The following is a 22,296-nucleotide window of genomic DNA, read 5'->3' as shown; positions in this document are numbered from 1 at the left end:
GTAGACACAGTGGAAGAGACTCTGAAAATCATTGTGCTGGTCAAGCACGTCCCGGATGCGCAGTTCGACCGCCATCTCACTGGCGAGGGCCACACCACGGACCGCTCCGAAAGCATCCTCTCCGAACTGGATGAATACGCCTTGGAAGCGGCCCTGCAACTGATCGAGGCCCGCGGCGGAGAAGCGGCCGGCAACAAAGTCATTGCCCTGAGCATGGGCCCGGCCGGGGCAGTCAACGCGGTGAAGAAATCCCTGCAGATCGGCGCCACGGAAGGCGTGCACCTCAGCGACGACGCCCTGGCCGGTTCGGACGCCGCAGCAACATCCCTGGCACTGGCCGCGGCGATCAGGCACCTCGGCGCGGAGACCCCCGCGGACCTGATCCTCACCGGCATGGCCTCCACCGACGGCGAGACCTCCCTGGTCCCGGCACAACTCGCCGAACGCCTGGGTCTTCCGCAGGTGACGTTCGCGGCGTCGCTGGAGCTCGACGGCGGCAAGCTCACCGCCCGCCGCGACGGCGACTCCCACTCGGACACCATCGAGGCCCCGCTGCCGGCCGTCGTCTCGGTCACCGACCAGATCAACGACCCCCGGTACCCCAACTTCAAGGGCATCATGGCGGCCAAGAAGAAGACCATCACCACGCTGTCCCTCGCCGACATCGGCGTGGACGCCTCGCAGGTGGGCAGGGCCGGTTCCTGGACCGCGGTCGAAACCGCAGAGGCCCGCCCGCCGCGCACGGCCGGCACCATCATCACCGACGAAGGCGACGCCGGCATCCAGCTGGTCGAGTTCCTGGCCGCCCAGAAGCTGCTCTAAGGGGATTATCCGAACATGCCAAAAGTACTTGTTTTCATCGACAACCCCGGCCAGGTGCTGAAGAAGTCCAGCCTGGAGCTGCTGACCATCGCCCGTTCCCTCGGGGAACCGGCCGTCGCCTTCAATGGCGAACTGCACGACGACGTCGCCCGCTCCCTGGGTGAATACGGCGCGCAGGCACTCTACCGCCCCTCGGCCGACGACCTCGACGACTACCTCGTCGGCCCCAAGGCGTCCTATTTGGCGGCCGCGGTGCAGACCTCCGGAGCCACCGTCGTCCTCGCCGAAAATTCGGCCGAGGGCAAGGAAATCGCCGCCCGGCTCGGCATCAAGCTTGGCGCGGGCGTCATCACCGACGTCGTAGGCGTGGAGCCGGACGGAACGGCGCACAAATCCGTCCTCGCTGGCTCGTACACCAGCACGGCGAAGGCCACCACGCCCGTGGCGGTACTCACCGTCAAGCCCAACAGCATCACACCGGAACCAGCCGTTACCGGCACGGCGCCGGCGACCACCACGATCGAGGTCCCGGAGACGGCCACCGCCGCCTCTGCGCGCATTACGGCCCGCAACGACAAGCCTGCCAGCGGGCGTCCGGACCTGACCGAGGCGAGGATCGTCGTAGCCGGCGGCCGCGGCGTGGATGGTGACTTCGGCCCGCTCGAGGAACTCGCCGACGTCCTGGGAGCGGCCGTCGGCGCCTCGCGGGCGGCCACCGACGCCGGCTGGATCGGCCATGACGCCCAGGTGGGCCAGACCGGCAAGACGGTCTCGCCCCAGCTGTTCATTTCCGCCGGGATCTCCGGCGCCATCCAGCAAAAGGCCGGCATGCAGACGGCCAAGGTCATTGTCGCGGTGAACAAGGACGCCGAGTCGCCGGTTTTCGAGATCGCGGACTTCGGCATTGTGGGCGACCTCTTCAAGGTGCTGCCGCAGGCAACTGAAGAGATCAAGAAACGCAGAGGCTGACCGCGTGAGCACCGACGCCCCCATGGCGCAAAGCCCGTTCGATCCGGAAACGTCCCGGATCGAGCGGGTGCTTTGTTTCACCGCCCACCCCGACGACATCGATTTCGGCGCCGCCGGCACCGTTGCGGCCTGGACCCGCGCCGGGGTGCAGGTCAGCTACTGCATCATGACCGATGGCGACGCCGGCGGCTTCGATCCCGCGCAGCGCGAGGAGATCGTGCGGCTGCGCACCGCCGAACAGCAGCGCGCCGCCGCGCTCGTCGGCGTGACCGAGATCCACTATCTGCACCAGCGCGACGGGTATCTCGAACCCTCGCACGAGGTGATGCGTGACGTCGTGCGGCTGATCCGGCAACTGCGCCCCGACGTCGTGCTGTCCATGCATCCGGAACGGAACTGGAACCGGATCCAGAAGAGCCATCCGGACCACCTCGCGGTGGGGGAGGCGGTGACCCGTGCGGTGTATCCGGCGCTGGAGAACCCCTTTGCCTACCCGGAACTGGCCGCGGCCGGACTGGCCGCCTACAAGCTTCGGTGGCTCTGGCTCTTCGCCGGGCCGGAGGAACGCGAGAACCACTTCGTGGACGTGACGGACCACGTCGGAAGCAAGCTCGCCGCCATCCACATCCACACCAGCCAGCATCCCGATGTGGCGGCCATGGACCGCACCGTCCGCGGACTCATGCTGGAGGTCGGGGAACGTGCCGGGCTGCCTGCCGGGCGCAGTGCTGAGGCCTTTCATGTCGTGGCGGTGAACGGGCCGGGCACCATCGCGGGCTTCTGATGTTGCCGTGATGTAACCCGTGTCATATGCTGGAGTCTGTTTAAATCATATTTATTTTATGAAAGGCAGACTTTGATGGCGAAGACTGCGCAGCACCCCGTCCTGGTGATCATGGGCGTGTCCGGCTCCGGCAAATCGACCGTGGCCGGGCTACTGGCCGGCCGCCTGGGCTGGGACCTTGCCGAAGGCGACGACCTGCACCCCGAGTCCAACGTGGCGAAGATGCACGCGGGCCTGCCGCTGACCGACGAGGACCGGTGGCCCTGGCTTGAGAGCATCGCCGACTGGATCCGGGCCCACACGGCCGCAGGGACCCCGGGTATCGTGACCTGTTCGGCGCTGAAGAAGCGCTACCGGGACATCCTCCGCGGCGAAGGCGTGGTGTTTGTGTTCCTTGAGGGCAGCAAGGACCGCATCTCCGACCGGCTGGCATCCCGTCACGGACACTTCATGCCCCCGGCCCTGCTGGAGTCCCAGTTCGAGGCGCTCGAAGCGCCCACCGAGGACGAAAACTTCATAAGCCTGTGTGTCTCCGCGTCGCCGTCGGAAGAAGCACAAGAAATCATCGATCGACTTAGTCTCGTCGCCACCGACGCCCGGCCCTGAGCCCGCGAACCGTAGCGCACCAAGGAAAACGTTTTGAATTCTCTGATAGCAACGCAGCTTCCAGCTGCCGCTGAGGCCACCGACGGCGTCAACACCCAGCTGCTGATCGTGGCCGGCCTGGGCATCGCCCTGATCGTGGTACTGATCGCCAAGTTCAAGTTCCACCCGTTCCTGGCCCTCATCTTGGGCTCCGGGTTCGTGGGCCTCGCCGCCGGCGTGGAACCAGCGAAGGTGATCACCAACTTCGAGGACGGGGTGGGCGGCGTCCTGAAGGAAGTCGGCCTGCTGATCGCCCTCGGCGCCATGCTGGGCAAACTGCTCGCGGACTCCGGCGGCGCCAACAAGGTGGTCGACACCCTGCTGGCCAAAGCCACCGGAAACAAGCTGGTCTGGTCCATCACGCTCGTCGCCGTGATCATCGGCCTGCCGATGTTCTTCGAGATCGGGCTTGTCCTGCTGCTGCCGGTGATCGTCCTGGTCACCCAGCGCTCCAAGATGCCGCTCATGCGCATCGCAATCCCGGCGCTGGCCGGCCTGTCCGTGCTGCACGGACTCGTGCCGCCGCACCCCGGCCCGCTGATCGCGATCAGCGCCGTCAAGGCCGAACTAGGCACCACCCTGGCCCTCGGCATCCTGGTCGCCATCCCCACAGTCATCATCTGTGGCCCGCTCTTCTCGCGCCTGGCAGCCCGGTGGGTGCCCGTGGGCGCTCCCGCCGTGGCCGGCGGCGTCGACACCGTGCACGGTGCTGACCTGGAGGGCGTCAAGCGCCCGCCAAGCTTCATTGTCACGCTGATGACCATTCTTTTCCCGGTGGTGCTCATGCTGCTCAAGGCCGTCATGGACATCATCTGGCCCGACCCCAAGACAGCCCCGGCCATCCGCACGTTCTTCGACTTCGTCGGGCAGCCGCTGGTCGCCATGACGCTCGCGGTCCTGCTGGCCATGGTGACCTTCGGCTACACCGTGGGGCTCAACGGCGCCTTGATTACGAAGAAACTCGGTGTCAGCCTGGGCCCGATCGCCGCCATCCTGCTGATCGTCGGCGCCGGCGGCGGCTTCAAGCAGACGCTGATCGGTGCCGGCGTGGGCGACTCCGTGAAGTCCTGGGCCGAGAGCACCAACATGTCCGTCCTGGTGCTCGGCTTCATCGTGGCCGTCGCCCTGCGCCTGGCGACCGGATCGGCCACAGTCGCCACCGTGACTGCCGCCGGCATCGTGGCACCGCTCGCCAGCTCGCTGACGCCGACCCACGCCGCACTGCTGGCCCTCGCCATCGGCGCAGGCTCGCTGTTCCTCTCGCACGTGAACGACGCCGGCTTCTGGCTCGTCAAGGAGCTGTTCGGACTGACCGTGGGCCAGACGTTCAAGACCTGGTCCGTCATGGAGACACTGATCTCCGTGGTGAGCTTCGGCCTGGTCATGCTGCTCTCGCTCGTCATATAGCGCGGAGAAAAACCCGGTGCGGTCAGTGTGCTGCCGCGCTCAACGCAGGAAGCCGCCCGGCCTTTGTCCCCTTCAACGAGAAGGAGGCAAGGCCGGGCGGCTTTTTTGCTTGCGCTTTTGCCTGCGGACAAAGCATTCCCGGGCGCCGGTCCTGGACGGCTAGGCGCCCAGCGGCGCCGCGGCGACTGTCGGCAGGGTCGGTGACGCCGACCCGCCTGTCGGTTCCACCGTGATGCCCAGGGCCGCGGCGGAGTCGATGCCCTTGACCACTGCCGGCTTGGACAGGGCTTCGGCGTCCATCAGGCCTTGGGACACCGGCGCCGAGCCGTCCTTGGGGATCAGCCACATCTGGTAGACCTTGCCCGGCGGCGGCGCCGGGACGCCGTTCATCTGGACGACGGCGGCGTCCCTGGCCTGGGAGACCGTCACGGTGGCCGTGCCGCCACCAGTGACGTCGACGGTGGCCCGCCGGACGTCGCCGGCCTGCATTACCTGGTTCAGGGGGTCGTTCTGGTTTGCCACGTACGCGCCGACACCCACGCCGCCCAGGGCGATGACGGCCGCCGCGGCGACGCCGACAAGCCAGTTCCGCGTGCCGTGCGGGCGGCGCCGTTCTTCCTTGCGCATGCGGGCCGCGGCAAGCTCGTCGGTGGCCACGGGCTCGGTGCCTTCGCGGGCCGGTGGGGCCAGGTCCGGTGCGATCTGCTGCCCGCTGCTGGGGAGCGGCACGGCGGCCGGGGGCTGCCCGGCCGCCTGGGCCGGCAGGGAGGACATGATCCGGTCCAACAGCCCGGCGGGTGGCTCTTCCTCGGCGGTGAAGCTCATGGCCAGCGTTTCCCGGGCCTGCCGGACGCGCTCATTGAAAGCGTTCCGATCTGAGACGGGTGCTGAGGCCAGGAAGTGCTCGATCGCGGCACGTTCGACGTCGTCGACGGCGTTGAGCGCGTACACCTCCGCAAGGTCCACGACCCTGCCCGACGCGAGGTCGGCGGCGATGTCTGCCGTGAAGCCGCCGGGCAGGCGGCTGTTCTCAGGTGCGTTCATGTCGGTCAATTCAGCTCACCCCCAGGCAGGTCTTCAGTCGGATCAGTCCATCGCGGATGCGGGACTTGATGGTGGGCACGGCGGCATTGAGCCGCTCGGCCACTTCCCGGTACGTGAGGCCGCCGTAGTATGCCAGCCGAACGGACTCCTGTTGTGTTTCGGTCAGCGTCGCCAGGCACCGGACCACGGCCTCGGCCTCGAGCCGGCTGCCGACCTCGTCCGAGACGGAATCGTGGTCGATCTCCTGGCTGCTGGCGCCGTACTTGGCTTCGCGGTCAGTGGCGGATTGGGAGGACCGGACCCTGTCCACGGCGCGGCGGTGGGAGATGGTCATGAGCCAGGCGAGCGGGCTGCCGGCCGCGGCATCGAACTTGGCGGCGTTCTGCCACACCTGCAGGAAGACTTCCTGGGTGGTGTCCTCACTCAGCTCGGCATCAATCAGGACCCGGCGGGCCATGCCGAAGACCCGCCTCGAGGTCAGACTGTAAAATTCTGCGAAAGCTGCCTGATCGCCCTGGGCTATCAGTCCGAGCAGACTGCCGAGCCGGCCGTTGACGTCGGCTGCGGTGCCTGCGGGGGCGGCGCTCCCGGGGTTCGGGGCATTGGGAGTTTCCATCACTCCCAAGCATAGGGCGCCTGCCGCCGGACGCGGGCCATGGGGCCCTGCACGCGGCGCGAAACCAGCGCCTTCGGCTTGGGCGGGGCGCCTATCCAGATCTGCTGTGCTCACCCGCCGCTCCTCGCTCCCTTCCGTTTTCTGGCCGTGATGGCTTGAGGCGGCGACCCAATGGGCCCGCCTTTCAGAAGGGATTCGGCGCAAACGGCAAGCTGGATGGGCGCAATTGCTGGATTCCTACAGCTTGGCTCCGGCGAACCCGTTCTGCCGCCAGGCCTCGTAGACGGCTATGGACGCTGCGTTGGCCAGGTTCAGCGACCGCAGGGCCGGCAGCATCGGCAGCCGGACACGCGACGTTACCTGGGGAGCATGTTTGATGTCCTCCGGCAGGCCGACGGATTCAGGACCAAACAGCAGGACGTCCCCCGCCCGGTAGCTGATGTCCGTATAGGTGGTCTCGCCGTCGGAGGTGAAGGCAAACACCCGCTCCGGTTTCAGGGCCGCCCAGGCCGCGTTGATGTCCGGGTGGACGGTGACGACGGCGAGGTCGTGGTAATCCAGGCCGGCCCGCTTGAGCTTGGCGTCGGAAAAATCAAAGCCGAGGGGCTCCACCAGATGCAGTTCGGCGCCCGTGATGGCTGCCAGCCGGATGGCGTTTCCCGTATTGCCGGGAATCTCGGGGGTGTGGAAGAGGATGCGGAACACTATGCCATCCTAGCGAGCCGGCCGGCAGCCTAATGCATTCCGCGCAGCAGCCGGGCGAGCACGGGAACGTTGACGGTGTTGGGGGCGGGACCTGTTCCGAGAAATAGTTTGAGGCCGCGGACCAGGCCGACGGCGTTGACCACCTCAACCAGTCCGGAGCCCTCGCCGTCCCCACGGCCCGCACCGGCCGGGCGGCGGTGCCGGTCGATGACGGGTTGGTGCAGGTTGCCGTCCGTGCTGTGGACAACAACCCAGCCGGTGACATTGAGCTCGGGAAAGATGTCCTGCATGCGGCGCACAACGTGGGCCAGCTGGGGCGGGGCGACGGAGCGCCCGCCGTGCGTCAACGTGCTGCCGTTCCAGGCATAGGCGCCCGGCGGCAACAGCATGGAGCCGACGATGGCAAGCCGGTACCCGGCAAGGAGTGCGTGGTCGATGTGGCTGTTGTCCGCCGGGGACTGCAGCCCGTTGACCAGCCGTGCGGCAGGAATCGCCGTGAGGATCTGCCTGCTGATCAGCTGCACGGTGCGCATTTCGCGCTGGATCCGGGCCTCGGCCCCGAAGATCCCGCGTTTGCGGGGCATGCCGTGGACCTGCTGTCGGGCGACGTCGGCGGGAATCAGCGGCACCCCGGCGCCGCCGTCGAACTGCTCGAAAGGCGGCACGTAGACGGGCGCGTCCGCGGCAGTGTTCCGTGGCGTGTTCGGGCGGCGCACGTTGGCCGAGGCCCGGCTGCCGGCGGGCGGGGCGTCGAAGTGGGCGCCGCCGTCGGCGGGAGTCGAGTACGGGGCGCCGGAGGCGCTGCCGTAGGAGCGGTCGTAGTCCGCGCGGCGCTTTGCGTCAATGAGTGTCTCGTAGGCGAGGGTGACACGCCGAAACGCCGCAGGATCGCCGCCGTGGTCCGGGTGGGCAAGCCGGGCGGCCTTGCGGTACGCCACCTTGATTTCCTTCTCCGTCGCCGTCACAGGGATCCTGAGGACCTGGTAATGCGAGCTGCTGCCCTGCGTCAAACAGAAATCCTTTTCGTCGAAAGTGCCGGCCGTGAAGGGCCGGACCGTTCGCGGGCGCCCGGTGTGGCCAGTTTAACCGGCTGAAGCAATAACGACTGCCGTGGCCTGGATGGTTCCCGGCTGGAGGGAGGATTCTGCGGCGAATACGGGCAAGGCGTCCGCTGCCAGTTCGCCTGCCGGCGGACTGGCAGCGGACGGGGGTAGCGGCCTACGCGGCCTTGCGCGGTGCCGGTACGTTCGGGGACAGCCGCACCGGGCAGAGCCTGTTGAGCGCCAGGGCGCCCACGAGCAGTCCGAAGTCACGCAGCGCGACGTCGTAGAAGCTGCCCAGGACGATCAGGTTAATGATGATGCCCAGCAGCCAGAGGGCGACGATTGCCGACCCAATGCGGGGACGCACTGCCACCACCACGCCGGCGCCGATTTCCACCACGCCGACGATGTACATGATGGTCTGGGCCGGCAGCGGGACCACCGAGGTCGCCACGGGGGCGAGATACATGGTCCAGTCGGTCAGCAGGTTGGTGAACTTGTCCAGGCCGAAAAGGATCGGCGCAACCACAAAGACGGTCCGCAGCAGCAGGAAGGCCTGGCGGTGCCGGGCGGCCTCGAGCTGTGGTGCCGGAGTGGAGAGGACTGGGGAAGCTTTCATGGCACGCTCCTGTTTCTAAAAATGGATAATCAAATTTTAGAACCGGTCCCGAGGATTAAGCAATGGTTCTTGTTTTTAGAGATATCCTTGGCTCATGACCAAAGTTGCGTGGAACCGGCGGCTCGCGGCGGTCGCGTCGCTGGGCGATGAGAACCGCAGGAAGCTGTTCGACTTCGTTGCGTCCGCGGCAGGCGCCGTCGGCAGGGACGACGCGGCCGGCGCCCTGGGCCTGGCGCGGAGCACGGCCTCGTTCCATCTGGACAGGCTCGTGAAGGACGGCCTGCTGGCCGTGGAGTTCCGCAAGCTGGGCGGCCGGGAGGGCCCGGGCTCGGGCCGGCCGGCCAAGTTGTACCGGACGGCTATGGACGAGGTGGCCGCATCGGTCCCAGAGCGCCATTACGATCTCGCCGGCGAACTGCTGGTTTCCGCAATCGAAGCTGCGTCCGCAGACGGCGGCTCGCCCCGCGATGCCCTGCTCCTCGCCGCCCGTGCCAAGGGGCGCTCGGCGGCTGAGGCGGCAGTCCGCGGAACCGGACGGGCCCAGGCCGAAACTGCCGGGCCGGCGGCCCCCGGAACCGCCGGCGGCGCGGACGGGACGGCCCCCTTTGCGGACTTCCTGGCCGGCCAGGGCTACTGCCCGGCCGACGACGGCGGCGGCGGCCTGCTGCTGCTGAACTGCCCCTTCCACCGCCTCGCCGCCGGCCACGCGGACGTGGTTTGCGCCATGAACGGGGCCTTCCTCGGCGGGGCTTCGGCCGCTTTGGGGGTCGACCCGGGGCGGGTGGAAGCGCTCGACATTGAAGCGCTCAGGGAGCAGGGGAGTGCGCGGGCCGGACAGTGCTGCGCCCGGATCCTGCCTTCGCGACCCTGACCGGGCGGCTCTGGGTTGGGCTACCGGCCCCGCCCGGGCGCTGCCCAAAAGGTGGCCGGCGGCGCGGGCCTGGGCCGGCCCTTGATGCCGGTCAGCAGGACGCCACCGATCACCATCAGGCCACCGGCCATCTGGGCGAGGGTGAGCGGCGTCCCCAACGCCACAGTGATGATGGCCGTGAAGACAACCATCAGGTTCAGGTAGTTCCCCGCGGTCCCGGACGGGGTGGTCTTCAGGGCAAGGTTCCAGAAGAGGAAGGCGCCCAGAGACGGGAACAGGGCTATGTAGGCCAGCGACCAGCCCTCGGCCGGCGTGTCCGGAAACTGCACGTGCATGGCGAGCGCGAACGGCGCCAGGGTCACGGTCGCAATCACCACCTGCAGGGCGGTGGCGGCAGTGGCCGGAACATCCAGCCGGCGGCCGATGATCGTATAAAGGCCCCAGATCACGATCGCGCCGATCATCATCAGCTCTCCGGTGTTGATGGACAGGCTGAACACACGATGAAGCTCACCCCGGGTCAGCACCAGCAGCACCCCCAGCAGGCCAAGCCCTATGCCGAGCCAGCCCAGCCGCGTGGTCTTCTCGCCCAGCAGGACGATTGCCATCACCACGATGAGGGCCGGATTGGCGGCCGTGATCAGGGAAGCGTTCATTGCCGAGGTGTAGCCCAGGGCCCCATACAACAGCAGGGTGTAGGCGCTCATGCCCAGCACACTCAGGAGCAGGAGCGCCGGCCAGCGGCGAAGCACGGCCCGCCAATCGGGCTTCTCGAAGAAGTGGGCCAGGAGCAGCAGCGGTACGGCGGCAAGGGTCCAGCGCCAGAACGTCAGCTCCAGCGGTGTCATGGAGGCGACCGCGGCCTGGCCGACGACGAAGTTTCCGGACCAGAACAGGGTCGCCAGAACGAGGAAGATGGGCGCTTTCACCGCTCGAATCTACACCAGCGGCGGGTTCCTGCCCGCTCCTTCCCCGCGGCCGCCCAGAGGGCCGGCGCGGGTAGAATTGGCCTGTGCCTGTATACCTCGATCATGCCGCCACCACCACCCTCGCCCCGGAGGCGCTGGCCGCCCTGACGCGCGAACTCGCCCGGACCGGCAACCCCTCCTCGCTGCACGGCTCCGGCCGCCGGGCCCGGCGGTCCGTCGAGGACGCCCGTGAGACGTTGGCCGCGGCAGCCGGGGCGCATCCTTCGGAAGTCATCTTCACTTCCGGCGGGACCGAGGCCGACAATCTCGCCGTCAAGGGCCTGTACTGGGCCCGGCGCGCCGCAGATCCGGCCCGCACCCGCATACTGTGCTCCGCCGTCGAACACCATGCTGTGCTGGACACCGTGGAATGGCTCGAGCGGCACGAGGATGCCGAGGTGTGCTGGCTGCCGGTCGATGCCCAAGGGCTGGTGGACCTCGCGGTGCTGGAGGCCGAACTGTCCCGGGATCCGGCCTCGATCGCCCTGGTCACCGTCATGTGGGCCAACAACGAAGTCGGCACCATCCAGCCGGTTGCCCGGATGGTTGAACTGGCCCACGCCGCCGGCGTTCCGGTGCATTCGGACGCCGTCCAGGCCTTCGGTTCCGTGCCGGTGGACTTCCGCGGCTCCGGTCTGGATGCCATGTCCGTCTCGGGCCACAAGATCGGCGGACCGGTCGGCGTCGGTGCGCTCATCCTGGGCCGCGGGGTTAAGCTGACCCCGGTCCAGCACGGCGGGGGACAGGAACGCGACGTCCGCTCCGGGACCTTGGACACCGCGTCGATCGCGGCCTTCGCTGCGGCCGCGGAAGCTGTGGCGGCCAGGCTCCCGGAGGAGTCCGCGCGGATCGCCGCGCTCCGTGACCGGCTCGTCGACGGCGTCATGGCGGCCGTGCCCGAGGCGGTGCTGCGCGGCGCACCCGGAGCCGGGCGGCTGCCGGGCAACGCGCACTTTACCTTCCCGGGCTGCGAGGGCGACTCCCTGCTCTTCCTGCTGGACCTGGCCGGGGTGGAATCCTCCACCGGATCGGCGTGCACTGCAGGGGTCCCGAGGCCCTCCCACGTGCTGCTGGCCATGGGCCTGGACGAGGACACGGCGAGGGGCGCGCAGCGTTTCACGCTGGGGCATTCCTCGACCGACGCGGACGTCGACGCCCTCCTCGCCGCCTTGCCGGGCGCCTGCGCCCAGGCACGCCAGGCCGGCATGGCGGGGCACGAATCCAGCATCCAGACCGCCGGAACGCTCGCCCGTCAGGCGTCCGGCAGGAGTTGATCGACCGAGCCGGTTAAGGGGTTTTGGGCAGAAATCGGCGCGGCGATAGAATGGGGCGGCAGGCTTTGTGCTAGACGATCTCGATCCGGGCCCTGAACAACTAAGCCCTGACCAGTTGCGGCCAGCCATGGCTCGTCCCGATCGGCAAACGCCGGCGAACACCCCGAAAACTAGAGAAAGCCAGTATGCGAGTTCTTGCAGCCATGAGCGGCGGCGTTGATTCCGCCGTCGCCGCCGCCCGCGCCGTCGAGGCGGGGCACGACGTCGTCGGGGTCCACCTCGCGCTGTCCCGGATGCCGGGCACCCTGCGAACCGGCAGCCGCGGCTGCTGCACCATCGAGGACTCTCGTGACGCCTGGCGCGCCTGCGACATCCTTGGAATCCCTTACTACGTGTGGGATTTCTCCGAGCGGTTCAAGGAAGACGTTGTCCAGGACTTCATTGATGAATACGCCGCCGGACGCACGCCCAACCCGTGCATGCGCTGCAACGAGCGCATCAAGTTCGCCGCCCTGCTGGAGAAGGCCATCGCGCTGGGCTTCGACGCCGTCTGCACCGGCCACTATGCCAAGGTCATCACCGACTCTGACGGCAACCCGGAACTGCACCGCGCCGCGGACTGGGCCAAGGACCAGAGCTATGTCCTTGGTGTGCTGACTCACGAGCAGCTCAAGCACTCGATGTTCCCGCTTGCCGACACGCCGTCCAAGGCCGAGGTGCGGGCGGAGGCCCAGCGCCGCGGCCTGTCGGTGGCAAACAAGCCCGACAGCCATGACATCTGCTTCATTCCCGATGGCGACACCGCCGGTTGGCTGGCTGAGAAGATCCAAATGACCACGGGGGACATCGTGGACGAGTCCGGCGCGAAGGTCGGCGAGCATCCCGGCGCCAACGCCTTCACCGTCGGCCAGCGCCGCGGCCTCAAACTCGGCACGCCCGCCGCGGACGGCAAGCCCCGCTTCGTGCTGGAAATCAGGCCGAAGGAAAACAAGGTGGTGGTGGGCCCGGAGGGACTGCTGGCCATCGATGAAATCCGGGGCATCAAGGTTTCCTGGGCTGGGTTGCCCATTGCCGAAGTGGCCACGGGCGAGGACTTCGACTGCTATGCCCAGGTCCGTGCCCACGGCGACCCGGTTCCCGCCAGCGCCCGGATGGCCGGGGACGGGCTCGTTGTCACCCTCGCCGAGCCGCTGCGCGGTGTCGCCCCCGGCCAGACTGTGGTGCTCTACCAGGGCAGCCGCGTGCTGGGCCAGGCCACGATCGATGCCGCGCGCTCGCTGCAGCGGGCCGAGCTTTAGGCCCCGACCAATAGAGTCCAACGAAGGGTCCCGCCAGCCGGCGGGACCCTTCGTTGTGTGCGCCCTTCGGGCCTCGTCGCGTGCGCCCTTCGGGCTCCCCGCCGAAGAAGCGAGTGCCACGCTGAAGAAAAATGAGAGTATCGTTCGGTTCGTATAAATTTTGTGTCTCAACTCACAAAATGCGACGGTTCGGCCGACGGTTGTCTGGTTGAATCTAGAAATCAGCAAAGCGTGCCGCCCACGAGTCCCTCGTTTCTTTGGGTTGCGCTAGAACGCATCGAACAGAAAGTTCACAGATGGCAATGAACAAAAAGGCCTTGCAGAGCGTCATCGCGCTCGCCGGGGTTTCCGCCTTTGCACTGACGGCCTGCACGGGGCCGTCCGGCGGCGCTGGCGGGTCATCAGCGGCCGCAAGCGGTCCAATCGCCTACGGCACCACGGATAAGGTCACCGCCTTGGATCCGGCGGGTTCGTACGACAACGGTTCGTTCATGGTGATGAACCAGGTCTACTCCTTCCTGCTGAACTCGAAGCCGGGCAGTGCGGATCCCGTGCGGGACCTGGCCGAGTCGGCCTCCTTCACCTCCCCGACCGAATACACGGTCAAGCTCAAGCCGGGACTGACGTGGGCCAACGGGCACCCCCTGGACTCCAAGGACGTCAAGTTCTCCTTCGACCGGCAGACCAAGATCAATGATCCTGCCGGCCCGGCCAGCCTGCTGACCAACGTGGAAAGCGTCACCGCCCCCGATGCCACCACCGTGGTCTTCAAACTGAAGCTGGCCAACGACCAGACTTTCGCGCAGATCCTCAGCAGCCCCGCCGCCCCGATCGTGGACGATGAGGTCTTCCCGGCCGACAAGCTGCTGGATGACGACTCGATCGTCAAGGCCAAGGCCTTCTACGGCCAGTACACGATCGACACGTACAAAAAGAACGAGCTGATCAGCTTCAAGGCCTTCCCCGACTACAAGGGAGTCCTGGGCAAGCCGGCCAACGACGCCGCCACCATCAAGTACTACGCCGATGCCACGAACATGAAGCTGGATGTCCAGCAGGGCAACATCGACGTCGCAAACCGCAGCCTGAGCGCCACCGACATCGATGACCTGAAGAAGGACTCCAAGGTCAAGGTCAATGTGGGCCCCGGTGGAGAAATCCGCTACATCACGTTCAACTTCGACACCATGCCGTACGGCGCCAAGGCCGCGGACGCCGATCCGGCCAAGGCGACCGCCGTCCGCCAGGCCATCGCCAACCTCGTGGACCGCCAGGCCCTCGCGGACCAGGTCTACAAGGGCACCTACCTGCCCCTGTACTCCAACGTCCCCAACGGCTTCCTCGGCGCCAACGAGTCGTTCAAGGACGCTTACGGCGATGCCGGCAAGCCCAGCCTCGACAAGGCCAAGAAGGTCCTGACCGACGCGGGCGTGACCACCCCGGTGACCCTGAACCTCCAGTACAACCCGGACCACTACGGCAAGTCCTCCGGCGACGAATACGCCATGATCAAGGACCAGCTGGAGAAGTCCGGCTTGTTCAAAGTCAACCTGCAGTCCACGGAATGGGTCACCTACAGCAAGGCCAGCCGCGCCGATGAATACCCCCTGTTCCAGTTTGGCTGGTTCCCGGACTTCAGCGACGCCGACAACTACCTGACCCCGTTCTTCCCGGAGGGCGGCTTCCTGAAGAACCACTACAACAACGCCACTGTCAACGACCTCATCAGCAAGCAGTTGACCACCGTCGACAAGAGCGCACGCGAGTCCACGATCAAGGATGCCCAGAATGCCCTCGCCAAGGACATCTCCACGCTTCCGTTGCTCCAGGGCGCGCAGGTTGCCATTTCGGGCAGCAGCGTCAAGGGTGTCGACTCCACCCTTGATGCGTCCTTCAAGTTCCGTTTGGGAACCGTTTCCAAGTAAGGCTGCATCCCTGCAGTTGTGACCAGCCTGCGAGGCGGGGCGTCCTCCAGGCGCCCCGCCTTTGCTGGTCATTGCCGCACCCAGCAGTTCACGCCGGCCGGCCCCTGGCCGCGAAGGCACGACCTTTAGGTACCAATGACAACATTGATAGAGGCGCCGCCCAGCGACGCCGACGGACTCCTTCCGTCAAAGAAAAAATCCACGGGTGGGGGACTGGGGACCTACATCCTGGTCCGGTTCTTCCTGATCATTCCGACCATTTTCATCCTCGTGACTTTGGTGTTCTTCCTGATGCGGGTCATTGGCGATCCCATCACCGCCGCCCAGGGCGGCAGGCTTCCCCCGGAGGCGCTGGCGCAGCGCATCCACGAAGCCGGGTACGACCGCCCCATCCTCGTGCAGTACTTCGAATACGTTGGCCAGGTGGCGACCGGCAACTTCGGCACCACCATCACCGACCGCCGGCCCGTCGTTGAAATGCTCGCAACCTTCGGTGCGGCAACCCTTGAACTGGCCATCAATGCGCTCATCGTGGCGCTGCTGGTCGGCATCCCGCTTGGACTCATCGCCGCCTACCGGCGCGACAAGGCGCCGGACGCGGTCCTGCGGTTCTTCGCCATCCTCTGCTACGCGACCCCCGTGTTCTTCGCCGGCCTGCTGATGAAGCTGACCTTCTCGGTCTGGCTCGGCTGGCTGCCGGTCGCGGGACGGGCCTCCACCAGGACCGAACTGGCCATGGGAAGCCTGGCCGCACCCAGCGGCATCTACTGGCTGGACGCGCTGCGCAGCGGCAACATGAGCGCCTACGGTGACGTCGTGTCCCATTCGATCCTCCCCGCGGTCACCCTGGGCCTCCTGACGGCAGGGGTCTTCCTCCGGCTGGTCCGCACCAACGTCATCGGCACGCTGGGCAAGGACTACGTCGAGGCCGGCAGGTCCCGCGGCGTCAGTAATTACCGGCTCGTGACCAAGCATGCCTACAAGCCGGCGCTCATCCCGATCATCACGGTCATGGGGCTCCAGATTGCCCTTCTGCTGGGCGGCGCCGTCCTCACCGAGTCCACGTTCGAGTGGAAGGGACTCGGCTACCAGCTGGTGCAATACCTGAACTCCCGCGACTTCGTCGCCGTCCAGGGCATCGTCGTGCTGCTGGCAGTCATCGTGGCCGTCACGAACTTCATCGTTGACGTCGTCGCAGCCCTGATCGACCCGCGAGTGAGGTACTAGCCATGACTAAAACCACAGTAAGCGGGCGCAAGCAGCCGCTCATGTACCGCCTGCCGGTGATCTCGCACTTCCGGACGAGCGTCGGACTGCAGCGCGGCATGCTCGTCACCGGTCTGGTGCTGACTCTCGCCTTCCTGCTGACAGCGGCCTTTGCGCCGCTGATCGCCCCCTACGGCTTTGCCCAGCTCAGCGATGCGGCGGGCACCTTCCCGGCCCAGCAGCCCCCCAGCCCGGCCCACATCTGGGGCACCACAGTGGGCGGGTATGACGTCTTTTCCCGCGTGATCTGGGGAGCCCAGACAGCGTTCGTCGTGATCGTCGTCGCCGTCGTGATGTCGATTTTCCTCGGTGTCGCACTCGGCCTGCTCAGCGGCTACTTCGGCGGCTGGCTGGACCGGACGCTGGTGGTGATCGCCGATGCGATCTACGCCTTCCCGTCGCTGCTGCTGGCCATCGTGATGTCAATCGTCATTAGCCACGGCCAGTCCAGTTTCTGGGGCGGCATCGTCGCCTGCTCCATCGCCATCTCCGTGGTGTTCGTCCCGCAGTACTTCCGCGTGATCCGTGCCGAGACCATCCGGCTGAAGGCGGAGCCATACGTCGAATCGGCCAAGGTGGTGGGCGCCTCAAGCGCCCGCATCATGGGCCGCCACATTTTCAAGAACGCAACCCGCACCCTGCCGCTGATTTTCACGCTGAATGCGTCGGAGGCCATCCTGACCCTGGCAGGCCTGGGCTTCCTGGGGTTCGGCATCGAACCGTCTTCCGCGGCCGAGTGGGGCTTCGACCTCAACAAGGCCATCGCGGACGCCTCCTCGGGCATCTGGTGGACAGGTGTCTACCCCGGTACGGCGATTGTCCTGACCGTGCTCGGCCTGACCCTCGTCGGTGAGAGCATCAACGACCTCAACGATCCCCGCCTGCGGGGCCGCAAAAAGGCTGTCGCAGGCAAGGGCGGACCCGACTCCACCGGCGCCGCCCGGACCGCACCGGACACCGCCGCACCCGAAATAGAAGCGAGACTTCCATGACCACCAACATCGACACGCCCGGCACGGGCGCAGGCCCGGTCCTGGACATCGACCGCCTCAAGGTCACCTTCGCCACCGATGCCGGGGATGTGTACGCCGTCAAGGACGTCAGCCTCGAGGTCAACCCCGGCGAGGTCGTCGCCATCGTTGGCGAATCGGGATCCGGCAAGACGGTGACGGCCAAGACCATCCTGGGACTCCTGCCGGAGACAGCCACCAGCCAGGGCGCCGTGCTGATCAACGGCAACAATGTCATCAGCGTCAGCGAGGCCAAGCTTCGGGAGATCCGGGGCCGCGACGTGGCCATGGTGTTCCAGGAACCGTCCACGGCGCTCAACCCCGTCTACACCGTCGGCTGGCAGATTGCCGAGGGCATCCGCGCGCACGCCGGCTCCGGCGGCGGCAAGGTCTCGGCCAAGGACGCCAAGGTACGTGCAATCGAAGCCCTCCGCAAGGTGGGCATCCCGGACCCAGAAACGCGGGTCAACTACTACCCGCACCAGTTCTCCGGCGGCCAGAAGCAGCGCGTCGTCATTGCCGCCGCGCTGGCCCTGAACCCGGGCCTCATCGTGGCCGACGAGCCGACCACCGCCCTGGACGTCACCGTCCAGGCGGAGATCCTGGAACTGCTGCGGGACCTGCGCGACAACTACGGGACCTCCATCGTGCTGATCACGCACAACATGGGCGTCGTCGCCGACCTCGCCGACCGCGTGGTGGTCATGTACCAGGGCGACGTCGTGGAGGAGGCACCCGCGCGGGCGCTGTTCGCCCAGCCCAAGGAGGACTACACCAAGAAGCTCCTCGCCGCCGTCCCGCACCTGGGCCGCAACTCCGCGTCCGCCGGCATGGTGGAACGCGCGCACCAGGGCGGCAAAGTGCTGGTCGAGGCGAAGAACCTGACCATCGAGTACCCGGGGCGGCTGGGCAGCCCGGCGTTCAAGGCCGTCGACGGCGTCAGCTTCACCGTGTCCGAAGGCGAAGTCTTCGGTCTGGTGGGGGAGTCGGGGTCCGGCAAGACCACCATCGGCCGGGCTATCGCCGGCCTCAACCGGACCACGGGCGGCAGCCTCAAGGTGCTCGGCTACGAAATGCTGAACTACAAGGAGCGCACCTTCAAACCGCTCCGCAAGGAGATCGGCTTCGTGTTCCAGGACCCGGCGGCCTCGTTCAACCCGCAGCTGACCATCGGCGACTGCGTGGCCGAACCGCTGATCATCCACGCCAACCCGAGCGCCGCCGAGGCGCGCAAGCGCGTCGGCGAGCTGCTCGAGTCGGTGCAGCTGCCGGCGTCGTACGCTGACCGGTTCCCGCACGAACTCTCCGGCGGACAGCGGCAGCGCGCCTCACTGGCGCGGGCGCTTATCCTGAACCCGAAACTGCTTATCGCCGATGAGCCGACGTCGGCGCTGGACGTGTCCGTGCAGGCCGTTGTGCTGGAGCTGTTCAAGGAGATCCAGCAGGAGTTCGGTTTCGCGGCCCTGTTCATCAGCCATGACCTCGCCGTGGTGGACATGCTTTCCCACTGGGTCGGCGTACTCTACAAGGGCAAGATGGTGGAGCAGGGCCTCGGCAACCAGGTGATGGGCAACCCGCAGCACGACTACACCCGCAAACTCATCGCCTCGCTGCCCGTTCCCGACCCCGACGAACAGGCACGACGGCGCGAGGCTTTCCGCGCCGTGCTGCACAGCTGACTTTCGGGAACACTGCCACCGGACATGCCCGCCGTTCGTCCCGAACGGTGGGCATGTCCCCTTTTGTGCATGCTTAACAGCAGAAAGCATTAACCGCCGTGGCCCTAGACTGGGTCAATGACCGAGCAGAACCTCAATCTTCCTGATGCCGATTCCTACGACCCGGCGGCAAGTTCGCTGGCCGGTTCCGTGGATCCCGCGGTGATGGCGGAGCTGTTGTCGATCCGCTCCAGCATCGACAACATCGATGCCACCCTCGTCTTCCTCCTCGCTGAGCGCTTCAAGGCCACCCAGAAGGTCGGCTTCCTCAAAGCCGCGCACCAGCTTCCCGCCGGCGACCCGGGCCGTGAAACGGCGCAGATCGCCCGGCTACGGCGCCTTGCCGCCGAGGCCCATCTGGATCCGGCCTTCGCGGAAAAGTTCTTGAACTTCATCATCGGCGAAGTTATCCGCCACCACGAGGCCATCGCCGAGGACCATCAAGCCGCGCAGGCCTCCGGCTCGGCCGACGCCGTCCGCGCCGCAGACGCCTAAGCATGGCCGGAACAACATCGTCCGCCGCCGGCCAGGTCACTGCAACCGGCCTCGGTACATGGCCGGGGGAGGACCCGGCGGAGGCCGCACGCACCATCCGCGGGGAACTGGGCAGCCCGCACCTGCCCTTCCTTGCCGAACTGCCGGACCGCGGGGTCGGCTCCGATGCCCTGGGCCGGACCGCGTCCCTGCTCGTGGAACTCGCCGTCGACGTCCAGCCGCATGGCTGGCGGTTCGTGGACCGTCCCGGGAAAGACCTGCAGCGGGCAAAATCAGCCTTGTCCACCGACATCAATATTCTGGCGGACGTGATCGGCGCTGAGGAGGCGCCCTCGGAAGATATCAAGATCCAGCTGCGCGGCCCGCTCAGCCTCGCCGCAGGCCTCCACCTGCACAACGGAGAACGGGCCCTGATCGACTACGGCGCCCGACGGGACATTGCCGCCTCGCTCGCAGCGGGCGTCGAAGGCTACCTCAAACAGGTGGCTGCGGCCGCCCCGGGCGCCCGGATCATGGTCCAGATCGACGAGCCGGACATCGCCGCCGTCCTGGCCGGCACCATCCCCACGGCCAGCGGCTACCGGACGCTGCGCTCCGTGCCGGGCCGGGAAGCCACCGAGTCCTGGCAGCTGGTCATCGACGCGCTCCGCGCCGCCGGCTCCGTCGAGACCGTCGTGGCCGTCCCGGAGGTTGAGGCGCCGTTCGAGCGGATCCTGGCGGCGGGCGCGGACGGCATCGCCGTGCCGCTCCGGGCATTGACCTCCCGCCAGTGGGAACAGCTTGCCGGCGCGGTGGAGGCCGGAAAGCGGCTCTGGGCTGGAGCGCTGGACGTGGCCGATCCCGCCGCGGCGTTGCCGAAGGTTGGCGACGTCGTCGAGAACGTGTGGCGGCCGTGGCGGCAACTGGGCCTGCCCGCCTCCACGCTGGGCGCGCTCAGGGTCACCCCGTCCGAGGGGCTGGCAAGCCAGTCGCCCGCGGCGGCGAGGAACGTCCTCACCCGGCTGACCCAGGTGGCAGACGGGCTCAACCAGCTCGCGCTCGGCTAGCAGCAGCCGGCGCGAACAGGGCTCAGACCCTGCCCTCCCAGGCGTCCGGCCCGGCATATCCGGGCAGGTACCCGGGCGTGGTCACGCCGCCCGGGTAGGGCTCCAGCCGATAATCGAACCGCCCGGCGTACACCAGGACCAGGCCGAGCTGGGGCTGGATCACCTTGACCTGGATCCGGTGCCGGCCGCCGTCCTGCGGCTCCCACCACTGTTCGGCATACGCCTTGGCGTCGAGGGCCGCCGGCAACGGAATGCGCAGCGGCCCCAGGAACAGCCGTGACGCCTCCGACACCCCCCGCAACCGGCCCTCCGGTGTGACGCTGAGGAACAGGTCGGTGACGATCCGGCGGTACCGGCCGACGTAGTCCACAAGCCCGGGCCTGCCCCGGGAGTCGTCAAGGCTGGTGGTGTCATGGAACAGCCGGGTGGTATCCGGGAAGAAGATTTCCCGCCGGGCCGTCAGGCTTGACCGGCCGAACGGATCCAGATGGGCGTGGTTCTCGATCCGGAAACGCACTCCCTCGCCGTAGTCCGGGAAGAAGGCCTGCTCACCGGTGGTGAGCCGCAGCAGCGGACGCAGCCACCCCTGACGGCAGCCGACGACGTCGAACACCCCCTCCCCAACGCCGTAGTGGCCCGAACCGGGCGCCAATGAGAAGTATTCTTGAAGCTCCGGCTGCAGCCGGGCAAAGTCACTGGCCAGGGCGCGCTCGTAGATGGGGGTGTTCACGGGGTCCTCCTGCGGTCCGGGCCGGTTCACTGGCCTGTCCACAGCATGCAGGACAATGCGGAAAATGTCACAACGTTCCCGCACACCAACGCGGTCCGGGCGGCCGTGGCCCGTGCTTCTGCGCCATGCCGGTGCGCCGCCCGATACGACAAAGCCAATTCAATGGGGGAATATATAACTATGAAGGCACGCATTCTGGTAGTGGACGATGACGAGGCGCTCGCCGAGATGATCGGTATTGTGTTGCGCAATGACGGCTTTGAACCCGTCTTCTGCGCCGACGGCGGACAGGCGCTGGACGTGTTCCGCTCCTCCAAGCCGGACCTCGTCCTGCTCGACCTGATGCTGCCGGGAGTGGACGGCATCGAGGTCTGCCGCCAGATCCGTGCTGAGTCTGACGTGCCGATTGTGATGCTGACCGCCAAAGCGGATACCTCGGACGTGGTCCGCGGCCTCGAGTCCGGGGCCGATGACTATGTGCCGAAGCCGTTCAAGCCCGCAGAGCTCGTGGCCCGGGTCCGGGCGCGGCTACGCCCGGGTGACCAGAAGGCTCCGGAGACCCTGCGGATCGCCGACGTCACGATCGACGTGGCCGGCCACCTGGTAAGCCGGGGCAACGACCGGATCTCGCTGACCCCGCTCGAGTTCGATCTCTTGGTCGCCCTGGCCCGCAAGCCGTGGCAGGTGTTCACGCGTGAACTGCTCCTCGAACAGGTCTGGGGCTACCGGCACGCCGCTGACACACGGCTGGTTAATGTCCATGTCCAGCGGCTGAGGTCCAAGATTGAACGTGACCCCGAGGCCCCCGAAGTTGTATTGACGGTCCGTGGTGTCGGTTACAAAGCAGGTTCCTGAACCGGCGGACGGCAGCGTCCCGCAGGACCGGACGCCGCACCCGACCTCTGACACGCCGCCGGCTGTGTCCGGGGAACCGCGCGGATCCGCCCAGCGCGGGTCCGCAGCGACCGAGCCGGAACTGTCCGGGGAGGAACTGTCCGGGGAGGAACAGCCTGCAGTGAGTTCCCCCGGCGCCCGGGGCCC

22 protein-coding genes are annotated in these 22,296 nt (G+C 67.2%); 15 read left to right on the top strand and 7 right to left on the bottom strand.

Annotated elements, in window-relative coordinates; translation table 11 throughout:
- Positions 1-21 precede the first annotated feature (21 nt).
- The 5 genes from BM372_RS00545 to BM372_RS00525 all read left to right on the top strand — a co-directional run bounded on the left by BM372_RS00545 (position 22) and on the right by BM372_RS00525 (position 4,627).
- The gene (locus BM372_RS00545; protein WP_090952803.1) at positions 22-822 is read left to right on the top strand and encodes an electron transfer flavoprotein subunit beta/FixA family protein; all 801 of its coding nucleotides are present in this window, start codon (positions 22-24) and stop codon (positions 820-822) included.
- Between the two features lie 15 nt (positions 823-837).
- On the top strand, positions 838-1,791 hold the full coding sequence (locus BM372_RS00540) for an electron transfer flavoprotein subunit alpha/FixB family protein (protein WP_090950468.1): 954 nt from the start codon (positions 838-840) through the stop codon (positions 1,789-1,791).
- Between the two features lie 22 nt (positions 1,792-1,813).
- Entirely contained in the window at positions 1,814-2,575 is a 762-nt protein-coding gene (locus BM372_RS00535; protein ID WP_090952801.1) for a PIG-L deacetylase family protein, read from the top strand.
- Positions 2,576-2,650: 75 nt separating this feature from the next.
- Positions 2,651-3,181 (top strand): gluconokinase, encoded by a 531-nt coding sequence (locus BM372_RS00530; protein ID WP_090950466.1) that lies wholly within the window; start codon positions 2,651-2,653, stop codon positions 3,179-3,181.
- 42 nt (positions 3,182-3,223) lie between these two features.
- The gene (locus BM372_RS00525) at positions 3,224-4,627 is read left to right on the top strand and encodes a GntT/GntP/DsdX family permease (RefSeq protein ID WP_090952799.1); all 1,404 of its coding nucleotides are present in this window, start codon (positions 3,224-3,226) and stop codon (positions 4,625-4,627) included.
- A gap of 159 nt (positions 4,628-4,786) precedes the next feature.
- Here the strand turns inward: BM372_RS00525 and BM372_RS00520 are convergent, their stop codons facing one another.
- The 5 genes from BM372_RS00520 to BM372_RS00500 form a co-directional block, all read right to left on the bottom strand.
- A complete protein-coding gene (locus BM372_RS00520; RefSeq protein ID WP_090952797.1) occupies positions 4,787-5,671 on the bottom strand; it encodes an anti-sigma factor in 885 nt (294 codons plus the stop codon).
- Between the two features lie 10 nt (positions 5,672-5,681).
- Complete coding sequence (gene sigK / locus BM372_RS00515) at positions 5,682-6,287, bottom strand: ECF RNA polymerase sigma factor SigK (protein WP_090950462.1); 606 nt, start codon at positions 6,285-6,287, stop codon at positions 5,682-5,684.
- Between the two features lie 237 nt (positions 6,288-6,524).
- Positions 6,525-6,992, bottom strand: coding sequence for a tRNA (cytidine(34)-2'-O)-methyltransferase (locus BM372_RS00510; RefSeq protein ID WP_090950459.1), 468 nt, complete (start codon positions 6,990-6,992; stop codon positions 6,525-6,527).
- 29 nt (positions 6,993-7,021) lie between these two features.
- Positions 7,022-8,002 (bottom strand): J domain-containing protein, encoded by a 981-nt coding sequence (locus BM372_RS00505; RefSeq protein ID WP_090950457.1) that lies wholly within the window; start codon positions 8,000-8,002, stop codon positions 7,022-7,024.
- A gap of 208 nt (positions 8,003-8,210) precedes the next feature.
- The gene (locus BM372_RS00500; protein WP_090950454.1) at positions 8,211-8,654 is read right to left on the bottom strand and encodes a hypothetical protein; all 444 of its coding nucleotides are present in this window, start codon (positions 8,652-8,654) and stop codon (positions 8,211-8,213) included.
- Positions 8,655-8,748: 94 nt separating this feature from the next.
- Here BM372_RS00500 and BM372_RS00495 point away from each other — a divergent pair, with 94 nt between their 5' ends.
- Entirely contained in the window at positions 8,749-9,525 is a 777-nt protein-coding gene (locus BM372_RS00495; protein ID WP_090950451.1) for a helix-turn-helix transcriptional regulator, read from the top strand.
- Positions 9,526-9,545: 20 nt separating this feature from the next.
- Here BM372_RS00495 and BM372_RS00490 read toward each other — a convergent pair whose 3' ends face one another.
- Complete coding sequence (locus BM372_RS00490; RefSeq protein WP_090950448.1) at positions 9,546-10,454, bottom strand: DMT family transporter; 909 nt, start codon at positions 10,452-10,454, stop codon at positions 9,546-9,548.
- Between the two features lie 83 nt (positions 10,455-10,537).
- Here BM372_RS00490 and BM372_RS00485 point away from each other — a divergent pair, with 83 nt between their 5' ends.
- From BM372_RS00485 to BM372_RS00450, 8 genes are all read left to right on the top strand, one after another.
- Positions 10,538-11,767, top strand: coding sequence for a cysteine desulfurase family protein (locus tag BM372_RS00485; protein ID WP_090950445.1), 1,230 nt, complete (start codon positions 10,538-10,540; stop codon positions 11,765-11,767).
- 185 nt (positions 11,768-11,952) lie between these two features.
- Positions 11,953-13,065: a tRNA 2-thiouridine(34) synthase MnmA gene (mnmA, locus tag BM372_RS00480; protein WP_090950442.1), complete on the top strand. Its 1,113-nt coding sequence runs from the start codon at positions 11,953-11,955 to the stop codon at positions 13,063-13,065.
- A 296-nt stretch (positions 13,066-13,361) separates the two neighbouring features.
- Positions 13,362-14,990 (top strand): ABC transporter substrate-binding protein, encoded by a 1,629-nt coding sequence (locus BM372_RS00475; RefSeq protein ID WP_090950439.1) that lies wholly within the window; start codon positions 13,362-13,364, stop codon positions 14,988-14,990.
- Positions 14,991-15,125: 135 nt separating this feature from the next.
- Positions 15,126-16,217 carry an ABC transporter permease gene (locus BM372_RS00470; RefSeq protein WP_090950436.1) on the top strand — a complete coding sequence of 364 codons (1,092 nt, stop codon included), beginning with the start codon at positions 15,126-15,128 and terminating at the stop codon, positions 16,215-16,217.
- A 2-nt stretch (positions 16,218-16,219) separates the two neighbouring features.
- Positions 16,220-17,248, top strand: coding sequence for an ABC transporter permease (locus BM372_RS00465; protein WP_090950433.1), 1,029 nt, complete (start codon positions 16,220-16,222; stop codon positions 17,246-17,248).
- The gene (locus BM372_RS00460) at positions 17,245-18,945 is read left to right on the top strand and encodes an ABC transporter ATP-binding protein (protein ID WP_090950430.1); all 1,701 of its coding nucleotides are present in this window, start codon (positions 17,245-17,247) and stop codon (positions 18,943-18,945) included. Before BM372_RS00465 ends, BM372_RS00460 begins: the two co-directional genes overlap by 4 nt.
- A 117-nt stretch (positions 18,946-19,062) precedes the next feature.
- Positions 19,063-19,479: a chorismate mutase gene (locus BM372_RS00455; protein WP_090950427.1), complete on the top strand. Its 417-nt coding sequence runs from the start codon at positions 19,063-19,065 to the stop codon at positions 19,477-19,479.
- Positions 19,480-19,481: 2 nt separating this feature from the next.
- Positions 19,482-20,525 carry a uroporphyrinogen decarboxylase/cobalamine-independent methonine synthase family protein gene (locus BM372_RS00450; protein WP_090950425.1) on the top strand — a complete coding sequence of 348 codons (1,044 nt, stop codon included), beginning with the start codon at positions 19,482-19,484 and terminating at the stop codon, positions 20,523-20,525.
- A 22-nt stretch (positions 20,526-20,547) separates the two neighbouring features.
- Here BM372_RS00450 and BM372_RS00445 read toward each other — a convergent pair whose 3' ends face one another.
- Positions 20,548-21,255 carry a DUF4166 domain-containing protein gene (locus tag BM372_RS00445; protein ID WP_090950422.1) on the bottom strand — a complete coding sequence of 236 codons (708 nt, stop codon included), beginning with the start codon at positions 21,253-21,255 and terminating at the stop codon, positions 20,548-20,550.
- Between the two features lie 180 nt (positions 21,256-21,435).
- Between BM372_RS00445 and mtrA the strand changes: the two genes are divergently transcribed.
- Positions 21,436-22,110, top strand: coding sequence for an MtrAB system response regulator MtrA (mtrA, locus tag BM372_RS00440; RefSeq protein ID WP_090950419.1), 675 nt, complete (start codon positions 21,436-21,438; stop codon positions 22,108-22,110).
- Positions 22,111-22,296: the final 186 nt, after the last annotated feature.

The organism is Arthrobacter sp. ov118, from assembly GCF_900116495.1.
Taxonomy (GTDB): domain Bacteria; phylum Actinomycetota; class Actinomycetes; order Actinomycetales; family Micrococcaceae; genus Arthrobacter.
This window is presented reverse-complemented; position numbering and strand designations above follow the sequence as displayed.